At 66.1% G+C, this 16,944-nt stretch carries 17 protein-coding genes; 8 read left to right on the top strand and 9 right to left on the bottom strand.

The features are described 5' to 3' along the window. Positions 1-155 precede the first annotated feature (155 nt). From DK926_RS16885 to DK926_RS16875, 3 genes are read right to left on the bottom strand one after another with little or no spacing between them, the layout of a single operon-like run. Positions 156-1,661 (bottom strand): tripartite tricarboxylate transporter permease, encoded by a 1,506-nt coding sequence (locus tag DK926_RS16885; protein ID WP_068425139.1) that lies wholly within the window; start codon positions 1,659-1,661, stop codon positions 156-158. Positions 1,662-1,677: 16 nt separating this feature from the next. Beyond that, positions 1,678-2,208: a tripartite tricarboxylate transporter TctB family protein gene (locus DK926_RS16880; RefSeq protein ID WP_068425135.1), complete on the bottom strand. Its 531-nt coding sequence runs from the start codon at positions 2,206-2,208 to the stop codon at positions 1,678-1,680. After that, complete coding sequence (locus tag DK926_RS16875; protein ID WP_068425132.1) at positions 2,205-3,212, bottom strand: tripartite tricarboxylate transporter substrate-binding protein; 1,008 nt, start codon at positions 3,210-3,212, stop codon at positions 2,205-2,207. The genes DK926_RS16880 and DK926_RS16875 overlap by 4 nt, the downstream gene beginning before the upstream one ends. Positions 3,213-3,321: 109 nt before the next feature. Here DK926_RS16875 and DK926_RS16870 point away from each other — a divergent pair, with 109 nt between their 5' ends. The 3 genes from DK926_RS16870 to DK926_RS16860 all read left to right on the top strand — a co-directional run bounded on the left by DK926_RS16870 (position 3,322) and on the right by DK926_RS16860 (position 6,261). Beyond that, the gene (locus DK926_RS16870) at positions 3,322-3,735 is read left to right on the top strand and encodes a universal stress protein (protein ID WP_068425129.1); all 414 of its coding nucleotides are present in this window, start codon (positions 3,322-3,324) and stop codon (positions 3,733-3,735) included. Between the two features lie 115 nt (positions 3,736-3,850). Continuing rightward, a complete protein-coding gene (locus DK926_RS16865; protein WP_114331358.1) occupies positions 3,851-5,260 on the top strand; it encodes a hemolysin family protein in 1,410 nt (469 codons plus the stop codon). Continuing rightward, positions 5,257-6,261: a hemolysin family protein gene (locus DK926_RS16860; protein ID WP_068425123.1), complete on the top strand. Its 1,005-nt coding sequence runs from the start codon at positions 5,257-5,259 to the stop codon at positions 6,259-6,261. Before DK926_RS16865 ends, DK926_RS16860 begins: the two co-directional genes overlap by 4 nt. 268 nt (positions 6,262-6,529) lie before the next feature. On the opposite strand, the gene DK926_RS16855 is transcribed toward DK926_RS16860, so the two are convergent. Then, positions 6,530-6,991 (bottom strand): MarR family transcriptional regulator, encoded by a 462-nt coding sequence (locus DK926_RS16855; protein ID WP_068425120.1) that lies wholly within the window; start codon positions 6,989-6,991, stop codon positions 6,530-6,532. 113 nt (positions 6,992-7,104) lie between these two features. Between DK926_RS16855 and DK926_RS16850 the strand changes: the two genes are divergently transcribed. Continuing rightward, entirely contained in the window at positions 7,105-8,181 is a 1,077-nt protein-coding gene (locus DK926_RS16850) for an AbrB family transcriptional regulator (RefSeq protein WP_114331357.1), read from the top strand. A 3-nt stretch (positions 8,182-8,184) separates the two neighbouring features. Here the strand turns inward: DK926_RS16850 and DK926_RS16845 are convergent, their stop codons facing one another. After that, a complete protein-coding gene (locus DK926_RS16845; RefSeq protein WP_114331401.1) occupies positions 8,185-8,679 on the bottom strand; it encodes a DUF6764 family protein in 495 nt (164 codons plus the stop codon). Between the two features lie 183 nt (positions 8,680-8,862). Here DK926_RS16845 and DK926_RS16840 point away from each other — a divergent pair, with 183 nt between their 5' ends. Together DK926_RS16840 and DK926_RS16835 are read left to right on the top strand one after the other, a co-directional pair. Continuing rightward, positions 8,863-10,359, top strand: a complete 1,497-nt coding sequence (locus DK926_RS16840; RefSeq protein WP_114331356.1) for an MFS transporter — start codon at positions 8,863-8,865, stop codon at positions 10,357-10,359. After that, the gene (locus DK926_RS16835) at positions 10,356-10,910 is read left to right on the top strand and encodes a TetR/AcrR family transcriptional regulator (RefSeq protein ID WP_114331355.1); all 555 of its coding nucleotides are present in this window, start codon (positions 10,356-10,358) and stop codon (positions 10,908-10,910) included. Before DK926_RS16840 ends, DK926_RS16835 begins: the two co-directional genes overlap by 4 nt. Here DK926_RS16835 and DK926_RS16830 read toward each other — a convergent pair. Genes DK926_RS16830 through DK926_RS16820 form a run of 3 tightly spaced genes read right to left on the bottom strand, consistent with a single transcriptional unit; the run spans position 10,899 to position 14,004 of the window. Then, a complete protein-coding gene (locus DK926_RS16830) occupies positions 10,899-11,573 on the bottom strand; it encodes a YoaK family protein (protein WP_114331354.1) in 675 nt (224 codons plus the stop codon). The genes DK926_RS16835 and DK926_RS16830 overlap by 12 nt on opposite strands. A gap of 2 nt (positions 11,574-11,575) precedes the next feature. Then, positions 11,576-13,591 (bottom strand): neutral/alkaline non-lysosomal ceramidase N-terminal domain-containing protein, encoded by a 2,016-nt coding sequence (locus tag DK926_RS16825; protein WP_114331353.1) that lies wholly within the window; start codon positions 13,589-13,591, stop codon positions 11,576-11,578. Positions 13,592-13,620: 29 nt separating this feature from the next. Then, a complete protein-coding gene (locus tag DK926_RS16820; RefSeq protein WP_114331400.1) occupies positions 13,621-14,004 on the bottom strand; it encodes a helix-turn-helix domain-containing protein in 384 nt (127 codons plus the stop codon). A 112-nt stretch (positions 14,005-14,116) separates the two neighbouring features. Between DK926_RS16820 and DK926_RS16815 the strand changes: the two genes are divergently transcribed. After that, the gene (locus DK926_RS16815) at positions 14,117-14,962 is read left to right on the top strand and encodes an SDR family oxidoreductase (protein WP_114331352.1); all 846 of its coding nucleotides are present in this window, start codon (positions 14,117-14,119) and stop codon (positions 14,960-14,962) included. A 4-nt stretch (positions 14,963-14,966) separates the two neighbouring features. On the opposite strand, the gene DK926_RS16810 is transcribed toward DK926_RS16815, so the two are convergent. Continuing rightward, complete coding sequence (locus DK926_RS16810) at positions 14,967-16,337, bottom strand: FUSC family protein (RefSeq protein ID WP_114331351.1); 1,371 nt, start codon at positions 16,335-16,337, stop codon at positions 14,967-14,969. A gap of 60 nt (positions 16,338-16,397) precedes the next feature. On the opposite strand from DK926_RS16810, the gene DK926_RS16805 reads away from it, so the two are divergent. Continuing rightward, positions 16,398-16,898: a MarR family transcriptional regulator gene (locus DK926_RS16805; protein WP_114331350.1), complete on the top strand. Its 501-nt coding sequence runs from the start codon at positions 16,398-16,400 to the stop codon at positions 16,896-16,898. Positions 16,899-16,944 lie beyond the last annotated feature (46 nt).

The raw sequence follows: 16,944 nt of genomic DNA, 5'->3' as shown, positions 1-16,944 counted from the left end.
ATCCGTTGAGTGGTGTGAGTCACTGCACGGATGACAATACTCCGAAATTGTCCACTGTCTAGACAAAAACGTAAATTTGTCCACGGAGGTGAAACGACTCGTGCGCGGCAATGTACAGCCCGCTGTACATTGCCGCGCACGTGTGCCGAAGGCGCCTAGAAGTCGGCTTTCGCCCGAGAGCGCACCTTGCCCACGATCGTGAAGACGATCGCGATGGCCATCAGTGAATACAGGACGATGGTGATCGCACTGCTGACGAGGACGGTCGGATCGCCTTCGCTGACGGCGAGTGCGCGGCGTAGCGAGTCCTCGGCGAGCGGGCCGAGGATGACGGCGATCATCACCGGCGCGAGTGGGATGCCGTAGCGACGCATCATGAACCCGAGAACGCCGAGTCCGAGCATGAACATCAGGTCCACTATCGACGCGCTCGTCGCGTAGACGCCGAGGGCGGCGAACACGGAGATGCCCGCGTACAAGTAGTTCTTCGGAATTTTCAGCAGCTTCGCCCACAGCGGCGCGAAGGGCAGGTTGAGGATCAACAGCACGATCATCGCGACGAACAGGCTGGCCAGCAGTGCCCAGACGATCTCGCCGCTACGGTCGAACAACAGTGGTCCTGGCTGCATTCCGTACTGCTGAAATGCGGCGAGAAGGATCGCAGCGGTTGCCGACGTCGGTAGGCCGAGCGCGAGCAGTGCACCCATCGCGGTACCGGCGGTGGCGTTGCCTGCGGCTTCCGGGCCGGCGACACCCTTGATCGCGCCTTTTCCGAACATCGGGTTCTTGCGGCGACGGTCGAGTCGACGCTCGGTGCCGTAGGCGAGGAAGCTCGGAACCTCGGCTCCACCCGCCGGGATCACGCCGAACGGGACACCGAATGCCGTGCCGCGCAACCAGGCAGGCATCGCCTCACGAAACTCGGAGCGACTCAGGAACGGGCGCCCGCCGGACGGGATCAACGAGTTGTCCTCCGGTCGCCCGATCTTCGAAGCGACGTGGATGACTTCGCCGAGTGCCAGCATGGCAACAGTGATGACGACGATGTGAATGCCGTCGAACATCGCGGGTACCTCGAACGTGAACCGCGATGCTCCGGAGGGGCCGTCGATACCGATGACGGCCAACGTGAGGCCGATCAACAGGGCCGTCAGGCCCTTCAGAGCGGAGTCGGACACGACGGCCGACGTCGCGATGAAGGCGAACACCGCAAGCGCGAAGTACTCGGCCGGACCGAAATTCGTCGCGAGCGATGCGAGCGTCGGAGCGAAGAACACCACGAGCGTGGTCGCGACGATTCCGCCGATGAACGCGCCGATCGCCGACGTCGCCAATGCCTGCGGGGCTCGGCCGCTCTTGGCCATGCGATGGCCCTCGAAGGTGCCTGCGATGGCCGTCGAGTTGCCGGGGGTGTTCATCAGAATGCCGGCGATCGAGTCACCGAAGAGTCCACCGAAGTAGACGCCGGCGAACATGATCAGCGCTGCGGTGGGATCGAGGGTGAACGTGACCGGGAGGAGGAGTGCGACGGCCATGGCAGAGCCCAGGCCGGGCAGCACACCGACGGCGGTGCCGAGAACGGCGCCCACGAGAACCCAGACGAGGTTCATCGGCGTCAGCGCCGTACCGAACCCGTCGAGGAGATTGCTCAACGAATCCATCAGAAGATCAGCTCCATCAGAACACCTGGGCCAGAAGGCCGCCGGGCAACGTCAGGCCGAGACCGGCGGAAAAGGCGATTTGAACCGCGGAGGACACCAGCAGGGCGATGGCTCCGTCGAACACATAACGGCGAGAACCCAATCCGATGGAGACACCCCAGAAGAGCAGCGCCCCCGCGAGAACCCAGCCGAGCGGGTCGAGCAGCGCGATGAACAGGGCGACCGACCCGACAGTGATTCCGAGGGTGCGCCAATTGCTCACCGGGCCCGTCACCGGGCGGCCGTCGTCGTCGACACCCCGCTCGACCACCTCGGGACGTAGCAGAATCTGCAGTGCGACCAGCGCGGCGACGACGAAGCATCCGCCCGCCACGATCGCCGGAAAGACCTGTGGTCCCGGCGAAGTCGCCGTGGGGGGAACCTCCATCGTCACCGTGCCGTAGACGAGGAACAGCCCGAGTGCGACGAGCAGCGCGGGGACGACGAGTCCGCTCCGGCCGGTCCAGAAACTGCGCCGGACGTCCGTGGTGGTTTCGACGGCGGTCATACCAACCCCAATTCTCGGAGGATGTCGGTGATGCGAGTCTGCTCGACCTCGAGGAACTCGCCGAACTCGTCTCCGGTCTGGAACGATTCCTTCCACCTGTTGCGCTCGACCGCGGTCATCCATTGTTCGGTCTCGTGCATCTCGGTGGCGATGTCGACGAGCGTGTCACGGTCCTCGTCCGAAATACCGGGCGGCGCAACGATTCCACGCCAGTTCACGAGGTCCACGTCGTATCCGAGTTCGACGAACGTCTCGACGTCGATGCCCTCGACCGGTTCGGGTGCTGCCACCGCGAGCGCGCGGACGTTTCCGGCCTCGATCTGGTCGCGGAAGTCGTTGTAGCCACTGACAGCGACACCGACGGTGTTGGACAGGAGGGACGTGAGTACCTCGCCGCCACCGGAGTAGGCGATGTAGTTGATCGCCGCAGGGTCGATGTCCGCTTCCTGCGCGAGTTGGCCGGCCACGATGTGGTCGATTCCGCCGAGCGAACCGCCTCCGATGGGCAGTCCGCCCGGATTGGCGCGCCACGCCGCGATCATGTCGTCGATGGTCTGGTACGGCGAATCCTTGGGGACGACGAAGACCTCGAAGTCCTCCGCGAACTTCGCGATCGGCACGGTATCGGCCAACGTCGTGTCGGAGTCGTTGATGGCGATACCGCCGAGCATCACGGTGCCGGTCACCATGACGGTGGTCGACTGACCGCGGAGACCTTCGAGTTGGCTCAGGCCGATCGTGCCACCGGCACCGGGGACGTTCACCACCTGCGCGTTGTTGACGATGCCGTCGCTCCGGAGTGCCTGCTGCGCCTCACGGGCAACCAGATCCCAGCCTCCACCTGCGGCAGCAGGAGCGATCAAGGTCAATTTTGCTCGTGCGTCCGAACCGGTGCCGCTGCGGGCAGCATCGATTCCGGCGACTGTCACCGCCGCCGCGACGGCAACTGCAAGTAGAGACTTGGACAGAGTGGGCGAGAACCTCGCGAGTGATTTTCCGGTCACTCCGCAGGCTCCGCTCCTGGCGAGCCTTTCGTGTGATGTGTCACAGCGACACAGTAGATACGCTTTGTCCGAATAGTCCAATCAACGATTTCTCGGAAGCGGAGACAACATGGCGGTAGCCGTAGTGGCAAGCGATTCACCCGAGGGCCGCGAGGCGCTCGTCCGTGCAGTCGAGGAAGCAACACTCCGAGGCAAGGAACTCGTCGTCCTGGCCGTCGTCGATTCCAACACCGTGTCCGAAGAAGACAGGGAGGCAACGACTCTCGCGACGAGACAGATCCTCGAATCGCGCGGACTCGGGGACGCGACACTGTCCGTGCGCGTCGAACCCGATGCGGGCGATCCGGCAGGTGCGATCGTGGATCTCGTCGCCGACGTCGGCGCGTCGCTGCTGGTGATCGGGTCTCGGCGACGCTCGGCCGTCGGGAAGTTCCTGATGGGCAGCACGGTGCAGCGTGTCCTCCTCGACAGCCCTGTGCCCGTTCTCGTCGTGAAATCTCCCGACGGCGTCGGCACCCGCTAGAATCGGACATCACCGCCGAAACCCCCACAAACAGAGGATTCATGGACAGCGATAAACCCGGGCCGGACACGGCCCCACGCACTATGTCGACTAGTTGCGAGGCGGTGTCCGGCGAATGAGTGTGATTCTCACTCTCTTGCTCGGCGTCCTCGTCGTCTTCCTGATCACCGTCGCCACGGGTTACTTCGTGGCTCAGGAATTCGCATACATGACCGTGGACCGCTCCCGGCTGAAGGCTCGCGCCGAGGCCGGCGACGCAGGTGCCCGTCGCACATTGCAAGTCACCAAACGCACGTCGTTCATGCTGTCGGGTGCCCAGTTGGGCATCACCGTGACCGGCCTGCTGGTCGGTTACGTGGCCGAACCACTCATCGGGCAGTCGCTCGGAACCATGTTCGGCGGGATCGGAATTCCGACGGCCGTCGGCGTGGGTATCGGTGCGGTCGCAGCGCTGCTCTTCTCCACGTTCGTGCAGATGCTGTTCGGTGAACTGTTCCCGAAGAACTTCGCCATCGCGCGCCCCGAACCTGTCGCCAGGTGGTTGTCGTTGTCGACGACCGTCTACCTCAAGCTGTTCGGTTGGCTCATCACGATCTTCGATCACGCGTCGAATCTGCTGCTCCGCTCGCTTAAGATCGAGCCGGTGCACGACGTCGAACATTCGGCGACGCCGCGCGACCTCGAGCACATCGTCGCCGAGTCCAAGGATTCGGGCGATCTGCCCGACGAGCTGTCCGATCTACTCGATCGGATTCTCGACTTCCCGACGCGCACCGTGGAACATGCGATGATTCCGCGCTCGCGTGCGGCGACGGTGCGTGCCACCGATTCGCTCGCCGAGGTGAAAACGCTCATGGGGCAGGAGCATTCGCGTTACCCCGTCCTCGACGAGGACGACGGCATCGTCGGTGTCGTACACCTGCAGGACATCCTGGCGGTCACCGATCGTCCCGAGGCGGAGATCGCCGAGTTCGTGCGTCCCGCGCTGATCCTTCCGGAGACACAGGCGCTGCCGAACGCGGTCGTCGAACTCCGCACGTCGAAGAACCAACTTGCCTGTGTCATCGACGAATACGGCGGTCTCACCGGCGTCATCACCATCGAGGATCTCGCCGAGGAACTCGTCGGAGAGATCACCGACGAGCACGACGAGGACGAGATCGACACGACGCCCGTCGCGGGTGAGGACGGCACGTGGACGATGGCGGGCGAGATCCACATCGACGAGGTCGAGCGGTCCATCGACCACGACCTGCCTGCCGGTGACTACGAGACCATCGCCGGATTCGTCATCGCGCACCACGGTTCGCTGCCCGACGTCGGGACGCGAATCGAAGTCGATCTGCCCGCCGAATCGGAGGATCTGATCGCCGACGACGACGAGATCCCGGAGAGGTTCGTGTCGGTCGAGGTGCTCGAGATCGACAACTACGTACCGTCGTCCGTGCGACTCGAACTCGGACAACGGGAACGCACCGACGCCGACGACCGCACGGACAGCACAGAAATGGACAACCACCGATGAGCAATCCCTGGGTCGTTCTGGCGGTCACCGTCGGGCTCATCGCGGCCAGTGCGTTCTTCGTCGCCGTCGAGTTCGCGTTGCTCGCGGCGAAGCGTCACCGTCTCGAGGACGCGGCTCCGAACAGCAGATCCGCGCGTGCCGCACTGCGCAGTGCGAGTGAGTTGACCGTTCTTCTCGCCGGCTCGCAGCTCGGAATCACGTTGTGCACGTTGGCACTCGGTGCGACGACGAAGCCCGCAGTCCACTACGCGCTCACACCGCTCTTCGAGTCGTGGGGCGTCCCGTACTGGGTCGCGGACGTCGCAGGGTTCGTGCTGGCGTTGATCATCGTGACGTTCCTGCACCTGGTCGTCGGCGAGATGGCGCCGAAGTCGTGGGCCATCGCGCACCCGGAGAAGTCCGCCACGATGCTGGCGATCCCGATGCGTGGGTTCATGTTCCTGACCAGGCCCGTCATCGTTGCGATGAACGAGATGGCGAACTGGCTGCTTCGACGCGTCGGCGTCGAACCGTCCGGTCAGGTCGCGTCGGGTCAGAATCCCGACGACCTGCGCCAGCTCGTCGAACACTCGGTCAACGTCGGTGCACTCGACGCCAGCTACTCCGTCCAGATCGCGGGAGCACTGGAACTGCAGAACCTGGTGGTGGGAGATCTTCTTCGCACGCACGGGGTTCCGATCTCGGTCGAATCCACCGCGACGCTCGACGACGTTCGAGCAGCGTCGCGGGAGTCGGGCCACCTACGCATCCTGGTGCGTGACGGGGAAACCGTCAGCGGCGTCGTCCATGTGCGCGACACGCTCGCCGACGACGTCGGCCTGGCGGACGTGACGCGTCCGGTGTTCACGCTCGCGGTCGATACACCCGTCTACGTCGCGCTCGCGTCGATGCGCGAGACGAGCAGCCACCTTGCACTCGTCGTCGACGGTGACCGCACGGTCGGAGTGGTCACGCTCTCGGACGTGCTGTCGAGACTGCTGCCGACACCTGCACTGGCCTAGTCGAAGCCCGGACGAACAGGGCCCGGACAACAGGGGCCGAACACGAACGCGCGAGGGTCGCACCGAAACGTTTCGGTGCGACCCTCGCGTCGGCCGTGCTACCGGTCCGTCAGAAGGGGTTGACGACGAGCAACGTTGCCCAGTACGTCGCCGCGTCGGATCCGAGGTGGGGGAGAAGCGCGTCGTACAGCAGGTAGGACATCATCGAAGCTCATTACTCCTGTGGTCATGGCCGACGGACGATGCCGCCGAAAGGGGTGTGTCCGAATCATGTTCCACCAGAACGGTCGGAAAGGTCAACGGTGTCCGCCGAATCCGGACGCCGAGCCAGTTTCCAGAGGATGGGCGCGGCGAGGTGCAGGACGTCGCGCTCGAGTCCCGTCAGCTCTTCGTTCATCGCGTCGGCGAGCCAGCGGTCGCGCTGCTGACGATCGGCGGCGACGAGTTCGGTGCCCTTGTCGGTGATGCGGATCAGCAGACGGCGTCGGTCACCCGGGTCCGGCGTGCGGGTGACCAGGTCCTCGGCTTCCAGAGCGTTGAGGTTGCTCGTCAACGACTGAATGCGGACTCCCTGCAGAGCCGCGAGGTCGACGGGGGCGCTCGACCCACCACTGCGTTCGACGTCGCCGAGGATCTGCATCTGACTCGGTGTCAGATAGTGCTTCGGGCGTTGCCTGCGCAACCGCCGTGTCAATGCGAGCATCGCCTCCCGTAGCTCCGTTGCGCTCATGGATAACCCTCCCCGGCACACCTGTTAGTACGTGCAACAGTATCTTTGTGGGCCTGTTTCGTCTGGTTTGACGCTTCGATTGATAAGCGTAGTCTTACCGTGTGCGAAAAACCATGTTCCGTTGGCTTGCTCTTCTGGCTGTGACGAGCGTGGTGTGGGCGGTCATGGCAGCCCTGGGACTGTCTGCCGCGGCGTTGTTCGCATCTCTCGTCGTCGCTGCCGTCTTCGCGGTGCGCGGATTCGGTCCCGACCGTCTTCCGAGACCGGCGGGCATGCTCGCGCAGGGCATTCTGGCCGTGAGTGTCGGACTGATGGTCGACACCGAGACGTTGTCGGCTCTCGGTTCGAGTTGGTTGCCCGCGCTCGGTGTGTGCATCGCAACCCTCGTCGTCAGCGTGGCGGCGGGAATGCTCCTCGCGTTCCATCGCGACGTCGATGCTCTGACCGGTGCTCTGTCGATGATCGCCGGAGGAGCGCAGGGGCTCGTCGCAGTCTCTCGTGAACTCGGCGGCGACGAGCGCATGGTCGCCGTGGTCCAGTACCTGCGTGTGGGACTGATCATCGTGACGATGCCGTTGGTCGCGACGCTCGTCTTCGGTGCGGGTACCAGCGGCGCAGCGTCGACCGGCTCCGGCGAAACCCCGTGGTACGTGGACCTTCTCGTCGTTGCCGGTGCCATCGTCGTCGGGATTGTCGTCGCACGGCTGATTCGGCTGCCCGCGCCCGCGACGCTCGGACCGCTCGCGGTGTCGATGGGTATGGAGCTCTCAGGGTGGATCGACGGGGTCACCGCTCCGACGGTTCTGCTCCCGATCGCGTTCGTTCTCATCGGATGGCAGGCCGGGCTCGCCTTCACTCGGGACAGTGTGCGGGCCGTCGGACGGGTGATGCCGTGGGCTGTGGCGCTCATTCTCGTGGTCGGCGGAGTGTGTGCCCTGCTCGGCTTGCTGTTGTCCCACGTCGCCGGAATCTCGCTGTTGGAGGGATATCTCGCGACGACGCCCGGCGGTCTGTCGGCGGTGCTGGCCGTCTCCGCAGCGAGCGGCGCGAACGTCACGTTCGTCGCGGCCGTACAGGTGGTCCGGCTCGTGATCATGCTCTTCGCGGCGCCGTTCGGCGCCAAGGTGTTTCTCGCGCTCCGCGCGCGACGGTCGCGAAACGCGGAGCGCGAGAACGCATCCGTCGGCTGACGGTCAGCCGATGCAGCCCTGCAATGTGGTGAAGCTTCCCGCGATGCCGGGGCCGTTGCAGACCGCGCCCGTCGGTGTCAGTGTCACGACGGAACCGGGGCCTGCGATGGCGATGGACAGACCGGGTCCGATGGCCTCGTTGGTAGCGACGCTGCCAGGACCGAACGAGATCGCGGCGGGACCCGCGCCGAACGTCGCGTCGGACACCGCGGTTCCCCCGCCGAACCCGAGCGCCAGGGCGGCGGCGTTGCTCAGCGCGGTCGCCGATCCCCAGCCTTCGAATCCATAGCCCGCGGCGGCGCTGGTCGCATCGGCAGTGCTGTCGCACTGGGACGCCCCCGCGAGGCCGGTTTCGGCGGCGCCTGAAGGTGCAGTCGTGCATTCGACGGGCGCTGCGGATGCGGTGCCCGGTAGCAGTGCCGCGCAGGCAAGAGCGATTCCGAGGGATGCAGCACCGCCGAGCGCGCGAGTGATCGTCGTGTTACGTGCGAGAGACATGAGGACGCCTTCCGAGTGGTGGTCGAGCCGGTCGGAGGCGCTCGCGCTGGGACGAAACGCTGTGACGCCTCGTACATCACGCTTCCCGTTGCACGACACGACAACACATCCGCCATCGTAACGGTCGAGTCTCGGAACGGTGTCGGTTCGGTAACTCGGAATCGCGCGGCATATCATCAAGCGATGACATCGACCGATGACACGCTGCCGACCGCGGTGAGACGCGGGCTCGTTCCGGTACTGGTGTCGATCTGCACGGTCGTCGCCGTCGTGAGCAGTGTGGGTGCCCCATTGATTCCGACCGTTGCATCCACGTACGGGGTGTCGTTCACCAGCGCGCAGTGGTCGCTGACCATCGCGATGCTCACCGGCGCCGTCACCGTCCCGATCCTCGGCAGACTCGGCGACGGACCCCACCGCAAGCAGGCGGTGGTCGGGTCGCTTGCGGTCGTCGCGCTCGGGTGTGTGCTCGCCGCGATGCCGGGCAACTTCGCGATGCTGATCGTCGGACGAGCACTTCAGGGCATCGGCCTCGGGCTGATGCCGCTGGCGATGGCGGTCGCTCGCGATCATCTCGCACCTGCGCGTGCTCGGTCGTGCGTCGCGGCGCTGTCGGTCACCGCGGTCGCCGGGATCGGACTCGGCTACCCGCTCACCGGAGTAATCGCCCACTACTGGGGATTCCACGCGTGCTTCGTCGTCGCCGCGATCGCGACGTCGGCTGTGCTTCTCGCGTCGGTGTTCGTCGTGCCGACCAGCGTCCACCTGAAGCGGCGTCCACTCGACGTCCTCGGAGCGGTTCTGCTCGGTGCGGGCCTGACGGCGTTGCTCCTCGCGCTCAGTACCGGCGGTACCTGGGGGTGGACGTCGTGGCCCTCGGCGATCTGCGTCGTGATCGGCGTGATCGTCCTGCCGCTGTGGGCACGTCACGAGGTGCGCTGTGCGTTCCCGCTCGTACAGCTGTCGTTGCTGCGCAACAGATCCGTCCTGACGGCCGACGTCACCGGGCTGCTGGCGGGCATAGGCATGTTCGTGCTGTCCTCCACGGTCATTCGACTGGTGCAGACGCCCGAGGACACCGGATACGGACTCGGTCGTTCCGCGATGGTCGCGGGCCTCGTCCTCGTCCCGTTCTCGCTGGCGAGCGTCGTCGCCAACCGGCTTCTGCCGAGTGCGAGTCGGTGGGTGCCGCGCACCCTGGTGATGCCGCTCGGGGCCGTGGCATTCGTCGTTGCGCTGGTCCTGTTGGCGGTCGGGCGTTCGGAGTTGTGGGTCGTGTTCGCTGTGATGGGTATCGCGGGACTCGGTGTCGGCTTGACGTTCGCGGCGATGCCCGCGCTGATCGTCAGCGCGGTGCCGTCGCACGAGACCGGGAGTGCCCTCGGCGTCAACCAGGTCACGCGCACCGTCGGCGGCGCCGTCGGAAGTGCGCTCAGCGCAACCATTCTCGCCGCCTACACCCTGCCCGGCGCGGTGTACCCGACGGATGACGGATACTCGGCGACGGCCACCGCAGGCATCGTTCTGTGGATCGTGACGGGCCTGCTGGCCCTGGGCCTACCGTATGCGCGACGTCGGGTGTCGAAGTCGCTGGTGGACGAGAGCGTGGAGTCGGCGGTGTCGGGCGGCTTCGCGTACGACGTGGATTCGCGGAGAACGCATTCGGTGGGAGAGAGATGACACGCAGTCGAGATTCCACCCGGACCCGTCGAGACCTTCTCGCCGCAGCCGCGGAATTGTTCGGAACCCGCGGATACGAGCGCACGACGATTCGAGAGATCGGCGAACGCGCAGGTGCCGACCCCGCGCTGATCGCTCGCTACTTCGGTAACAAGGCCGCGCTGTACATCGCGACGCTGCCCGCGGACAACGACGAGGTCGCAGAGCTCGGTGACATCAGCGAGCCGCATCGGATCGACGACGCACTGAGGCGAATCCACGACGTTGGACCGGGCCCTGTCCTGCATGCGGTCATGCGCGCCCACGACGATCCCGCGGTGCAGGCTGCCGCGTCGGAACGCGTCGACCAGCGTCTGACGGCCGGGGTTCAGGCACGCATGACCGCCGACGGGCTCGACAACCCTCGCCTTCGAGCGCAGCTGGCCGTCGCCGCACTGGCAGGCATCGCGATGGGTCGGTCGTCGGGGACTCTCGACGCGTTGGCCGAGGCGGACCACGACGAGGTCGTCGCACTCACGGCGGCAGTGCTCGGCGCCCTGCTACAGCCCTGACGGTAGGGCGAGCCGACCTGCGACGGCGACGGCCAGTGTCAGCACGGCCGCGGTGAGCAACGCCAGACCGGGATGCAGTAGTAGCAGCAACGCGCCGACGACTGCACCGACGAAGATCGCCGTGATGGCACCGACGCGGCGGTCGGCGAGTCGGGCCCACCACGGTTCGGCGTTCGGGTCCGTCAACGACTCGCTGGCGAACGACGTGAGCGTCGACGTCACGACGACCGTGGTCATGTCCTTCACCGCGACGGCGCGGGCGACCGTGGCTTGAAGGCCCATCGCCAGCGCTGCGGCCGCCGCTAGTGCGATCCGAGTTCGATTGTCGTCGGTGTCGAGCAGAAACAGCGCTACCGCGGCGGCCCCGAGCACGAGACCACCGGCTGTGACGAGCGCTGTGGTGCGGCGGTTCCAGCGTCCCGCAGCGCCACGCAGAACGAATCCCGCCGCGACCGCGCCGCCGGTGAACGACACCAGCGCGATGACGGGACTCAGTACCGGAAGGTCGTCACCGCCCGCGACGCCCATACCGAGGACGATGACGTTGCCGGTCATGTTGCCGACGAAAGTGCGGTCGAGGGCGAGGAATCCCACCGCGTCGGCAATTCCGGTCGTGAACGTCAACGCCGTCATCAACGCGATGGCTCTGTGCTCGAGCGACATGGTCAGGCCACGTCGAACTCGGCCGTGGTTCCGGTGAACGGCGTGAGTCGGCCGTCCGCTGACCGGGCGTCACCGAAATAGACGACGCGATAGCGCCCGGCCTGCTGCGAGCGCGGAATATCCCACGTGACAGTCGTTTCCGTGATCGGACCGACGTTGTCGAAGAAGATCTTCGTGTACCAGTCGCCGTCGTCGAAAGCCCGAATCCACCCGGTGTCGTCGGCTCGCTCGATCGCGAGATACGTGTCGTCGCGTCGCAGATTCGAGTTGGGATTGGCGCCCGAGAATCGTACCGACACCTGTTGGCCCGCCGCATAGCGTGCGGCCGGCTCGGTGAGCACGTCACCGAAAGACCTTCCAGGACTGGGCAGGTCGACGAATGGATTTCCGGTGGGTGCGCTCGGAACGAGCCCGGTCAGGTCGCGTTGTGCCGTGCCGCTGTCGACGGGACGGCCGTCGCGCATGGCCGACGCCAGTTCGACCGCGATCTGCATCGTCGCGGGAAGTTGCCATCGTCCGAAAACCGTTGCGCCGCCCTCGTAGTCCTGCTGGTCGTATTCTTCCGGCGTCGTCAGGTAATGCCCGTATCCGTTCGTGTATCCCTGGACGACGACGAGTTCGCGATCGACGGCCAGTGCGTCGGCGAGGGCCGTTCTCAGTCTGGATCCGGCGACGATCGTGGGTTCGAACGGACACGTGAACAGGTGAAAGCTTCCCAGGCGTGCCAGGTGGAACGGGAGGATCTGTTGCACGATCCCGGGGATCGACCCGACGGGAAGCACGACGTCCTTCGGTGCCTGGGCGTCGCGCAGCCACTGCGGAAGCAGCACCGAACCGAGCGCTGCCAGTGCAGGATTGCCACCCCGTTCGCCCTCCTGGAGTCCGAGCGCCGGAATGCCGCCACCGTCCTCCTGGCTCGATGCGGCGAACGCGGCACCCAGTGCGGCCGGGCTGGTCGTGTGGGTCTGTCCGTCGCCGGTGAACTCCGGTCGGACGGTGTACTGGGAGAAATCGACGTACACCCACCGAACGTCGACACCCGAATCGAGCTGTGGCGCAGTCGTTTCGGCGAGCGCCTGCGACGTCTCGAACTGCCGGAGGCCGATGACGCGAGTGTTCTCGAACTCGTCGGTCGTCGGGCCCGTGCCGGGTTGCCCCTCGAGGTTGGGCGTGATGTCGCCGGGCGTGCTCTGGCAGAACGCCGCGACGAAGCTCGGGTTTCGGTAATCGACTCGTTCCACCTCGCGTTCCCAGTGCCACGCCGCGTAGCCCTTGTTGTCGGTGCTGACCAGCAGGTTGGTCGCCTTCATCGAGGTGCCGTGTGTCGCGAACCAATTGACGACGCCGACCAGTTCACCGCCCCGAGTCACCTGCAGATTGACCGAGCGTGGATCGATCCGGTCCGAGAACCGGTCGCGGTCGGGATTGCGGTCGAACGCCATCGGAGATCGATTGACGCCCGCGTCGTCGAGCGAACCCGACGCGATCGACACGTGGCTGGGTTGTACGTCGTCGTGCGCACGCACGATCGCGTCGACGATGCCGGCGACGTTGGATTCGAACGTCGCCGGTCTGAAACCGAGAGTGGTGATGTCGACCAGGAGGTGACCGTCCGTGCCGCCGGGGGCGCCGTGGGTATGCGTCGCCGACAGCAGGACGTTGCCGCGGTGATAGGTCTCGCCGTAACGCATCGCCAGGCGGCGCAGGACCTCCTCGAAGATGCTCTCGAACATCAACCCGAGCTCGCACGTCACGTGGGCGAGCCGCCCGCCGGATGCGGCGTCGACGAAGACGAACGCGCGGGCGCGCTGGCGCAGATGCAGTCCGGCAGAGGATTGTTCGAGGACGGCGTATCCGTTCATGCCTGCACCGAGGGGCTCACCGGTGATGTCGCCGACGCCGCGGCCGACATCCAGACCCGACGGCGTCGCCCACGCGCGAGAAGAGCCAAGTGCGACTGTCCCGAGCGCCGTCACACCCGTCGCGGCGAGGAAGGACCTTCTCCGAATTCCTGACACGGCAGCACGCTAGCAGTGCGCGGCGGACTCTAGGCCGGCTTTGCGTCGTGACGCTCCCGTGCGGCCACGACGTCGGGCAGCGAGGACTCGACGAGTTCGATGAGGCTCGTCAGATGCGTCGCGACCTCGCGGCCCAGCGGCGTCAGGCTGTACTCGACCTTGGGGGGAATGGACCCTCGAACAGTCCGCACGACCATGCCGTCGCGTTCGAGGGTCTGCAGCGTTTGCGACAGCATGCGTTCGCTGACGCCGTCCACGCGGCGACGTAACGCATTGAAGCGATAGTCATCCTCCGCGAGGGCGGCGAGGGCGAGGATGCCCCATCTGCTCGTCGCGTTCTGCAGCGCTTCGCGCGACGAGCAGTTGCGCGCGAAGACGTCGGCCTCGAAAATGCCGTCCGATCCCTCGCTCATGATGTGCATGCTAGCGCATGCGATCACGGCAGTGCTTACCTCAAGGGTTGCACTGTACGAAAAGTAAGTGAATAGTGGCGGTCGACCGCGAACCACCGACGAAGGAACAGCCATGACCATTGCAGTAACCGGCGCCACCGGACACCTCGGAGCACTTGTCGTCGAGGAGCTTCTGGACCGCGGAGTGGACGCGAGCGACGTCGTCGCCGTTGTGCGTGACGCAGCGAAAGCGCAGGGGCTCGCCGATCGCGGCGTGCAGGTCCGCGTCGCGGATTACACCGACGCCGACGCGCTGAAGGCGGCGCTGACCGGCGTCGACAAGCTTCTTCTCGTCTCGGGATCCGACGTCGGACAGCGGGTTCCCCAGCACGCCAACGTGATCGATGCCGCGGAAGCGGCCGGCGTCTCGCTGATCGCGTACACGAGCATCTTGAAGGCCGATACGTCCGGTGTCAGCCTCGCTGCCGAGCACCTCGCGACCGAGAAGCTGCTCGCCGACTCGTCCGTGCCTGCGGCGATTCTGCGCAACGGCTGGTACTGGGAGAACTACGCCGCGTCGCTGCAGCAGACCATCGAGAACGGCGCGTTGCTCGGGTCGGCGGGGAACGGCAGGATCGCCGCGGCCGCGCGCGCCGACTACGCGGCCGCCGCTGCCACCGTGTTGCTGTCGGAGAACCAGGGCGGCAGGATCTACGAGCTCGGTGGCGACGAGCGACTGACCTACGCCGAGCTGGCCGACGTCATCTCGACGATCGCGGGAAAGCCCATCGCGTACCACGGCGTCACCGAGGCCGAGTACAAGCAGATTCTGCTCGGCGCCGGCCTGCCGGAGTTCGTCGCGGAAATGCTGCCGAGCGCCGACGCGGGCATCGCGCGCGGTGAGCTCGACACCGAGTCGGGTGACCTGCAGAAGCTGATCGGACGGTCCTCGACACCGGTCGCGACCGTCCTCGGCTGACGCGTCAGTTCAAGTGCTGGCGGTCACCGATCTCGATGGTGACCGCCGTGATCACGACGCCGATCAGAACCCCGATGAGTGTGTCCGCGACGCGGTCGACGGCAACCGTCGGCGACAGGTGGCCGGCAAGTCCGGTCATCATCAGGGCCATCGGGGTGATCGCCAGCGACGTGAGTGCGTAGTTCCTCATCACCAACATTTCGGCGGCGATCTGGCAGACGACGATCGCAACCGTCGTCTGCCAGTAGCCGAGCGACAGCGCGATCAGTCCGGCGGCGATCACTGCACCGCCCACGTTGCCCAGCAGACGTTGGATTCCGCGTTGGACCGTCGTGTGGAACGTGATGCCCTGCATCGCCGCCAGTGCACCCATCGTGGCCCACAGCGGGTGATCGAACCCGAACGCCTGGGCGCACCAGCCCGCGAGCGCGGCCGCCGCCGCGATGCGGATGGCATTGAGCAGCAACGACTTCGAGGCCAGTCGCGCGAGTCCCGTCGAGAAGAAGTTGGTCGGCCGAGCCGACAGTTGGGCTGCACGTACCGGCAACGCGTCGTGACGCCGCATCTTGCGCAGTGCACGCTCGTGCGCGAGAACCTCCTGGGCATGAGATGCCTCGTCGCCACGAGCCCAGGCGTCGAGAAGTGCTTCGGCGTCGTCGAGCAGGGTCACGAGACCGAGGCTGTGTACGTGGCCGCTGCTGCGGCGAGGACTGAGCGCGACGACGGTTCGCGCGCGGGCGATCGCGGCGCGTGCGACCGGATCGTTTCGGCTGTCGACCGCGGCGAGCGCGCGGGCCACCGCCAGCTGGGCGGGCCCGACGGGGTGGAGCAGAGCGGGCAGCATCGCAGCGACCCAGCCGACGACGGCGCCGACGAGAACGGCCGCGAACACCGCCTCCACGTCCGGCGCCGTGTGACCGAAGCCGACGCCCGCCGTCGCGGCGAAGATGAGGATGACGGGCCCGGGGCCGGCGATCTCGAACGCCGCCAGCAGCAGCGCCGCGACTCCGGACGCGATGGAAATCGCCCACATCTGAGCGGCGAACGACGTCGAGACGCCCAGGACGGCGCCGAAGGTCGCGTACAGAACGATCAGTCCGCCGACGAGTGCGAGTTTCCCGGCGCGGCGCGGGTACGGCTCGTACCGACCGAACGCCGAGACGAGAGCGCCCAGTGCGGCGAAGCCGGCGAACTCCGGGTGGCCGAGCAGTTTGCCCGCGACCAGGACGACGGCGACAGCGAGACCCACGCGCACGGCCGGGGCGATCGACGCGTCGGCGCGTCCGAGTCGGGTCGCTTGCTTCCAGGCGCGGCCGGAGACGGCATGAGCGAGCGCGGAACGGGAGTGCTGAAGTCTGTCGAGTGGCGCGGTCACCGAAGTAGTTTATCTGTATTTCACTAGTAAATTAAAATGAGGCGACGTAGGGTTGCTCACATGATTCGGGCGCAGAAATCGGGCGGGGACTTCGTCGACCAGGTCCGACGCGAGTGGTCGACGACCTTTCCCGACGTCGACACCTCCCCGATCGAGGTGCTGGCTCGTATCGGCCGAATCTCCGCGAAGGCCAATCATCTGCTCGACGCGACGCTCGCGCCCATGGGTGTGTCCCGCGCGGAATTCGACGTCCTCAGCGCGTTGCGCCGTACGGGACGGGCGTTGCGGGCCAGTGAGGTGACGTCGGTGACGATGCTCAGTGGCGCGTCGACGACGAAGATCTCCGAGCGTCTGGTCAAGGAAGGCTTGATCGAGCGGCTGCGGTTCGAACGCGACGCGCGAGTCGTGCTGCTACAGCTGACCGACGCGGGGCGTGACCTCGTCGACCGGGTCTTTCCGGTCCGGCTCGAGCGTGACCGCGGACTGCTCGACGGTCTGGATGCGGACGATCTGGAAGCGCTGTCGGGTCTGCTGCGGCGGGTGGCGCTGAACGTGGAGTAAGACCCGTGCGCGCGAATGTACAGCCCGCTATACATTCGCGCGCACG

It is taken from the genome of Rhodococcus sp. Eu-32 (assembly GCF_003336925.1).
Taxonomy (GTDB): domain Bacteria; phylum Actinomycetota; class Actinomycetes; order Mycobacteriales; family Mycobacteriaceae; genus Rhodococcoides; species Rhodococcoides kyotonensis_B.
The sequence above is the reverse complement of the archived record's forward strand: the minus strand, read 5'-3'. Positions and strand labels throughout refer to the sequence as shown.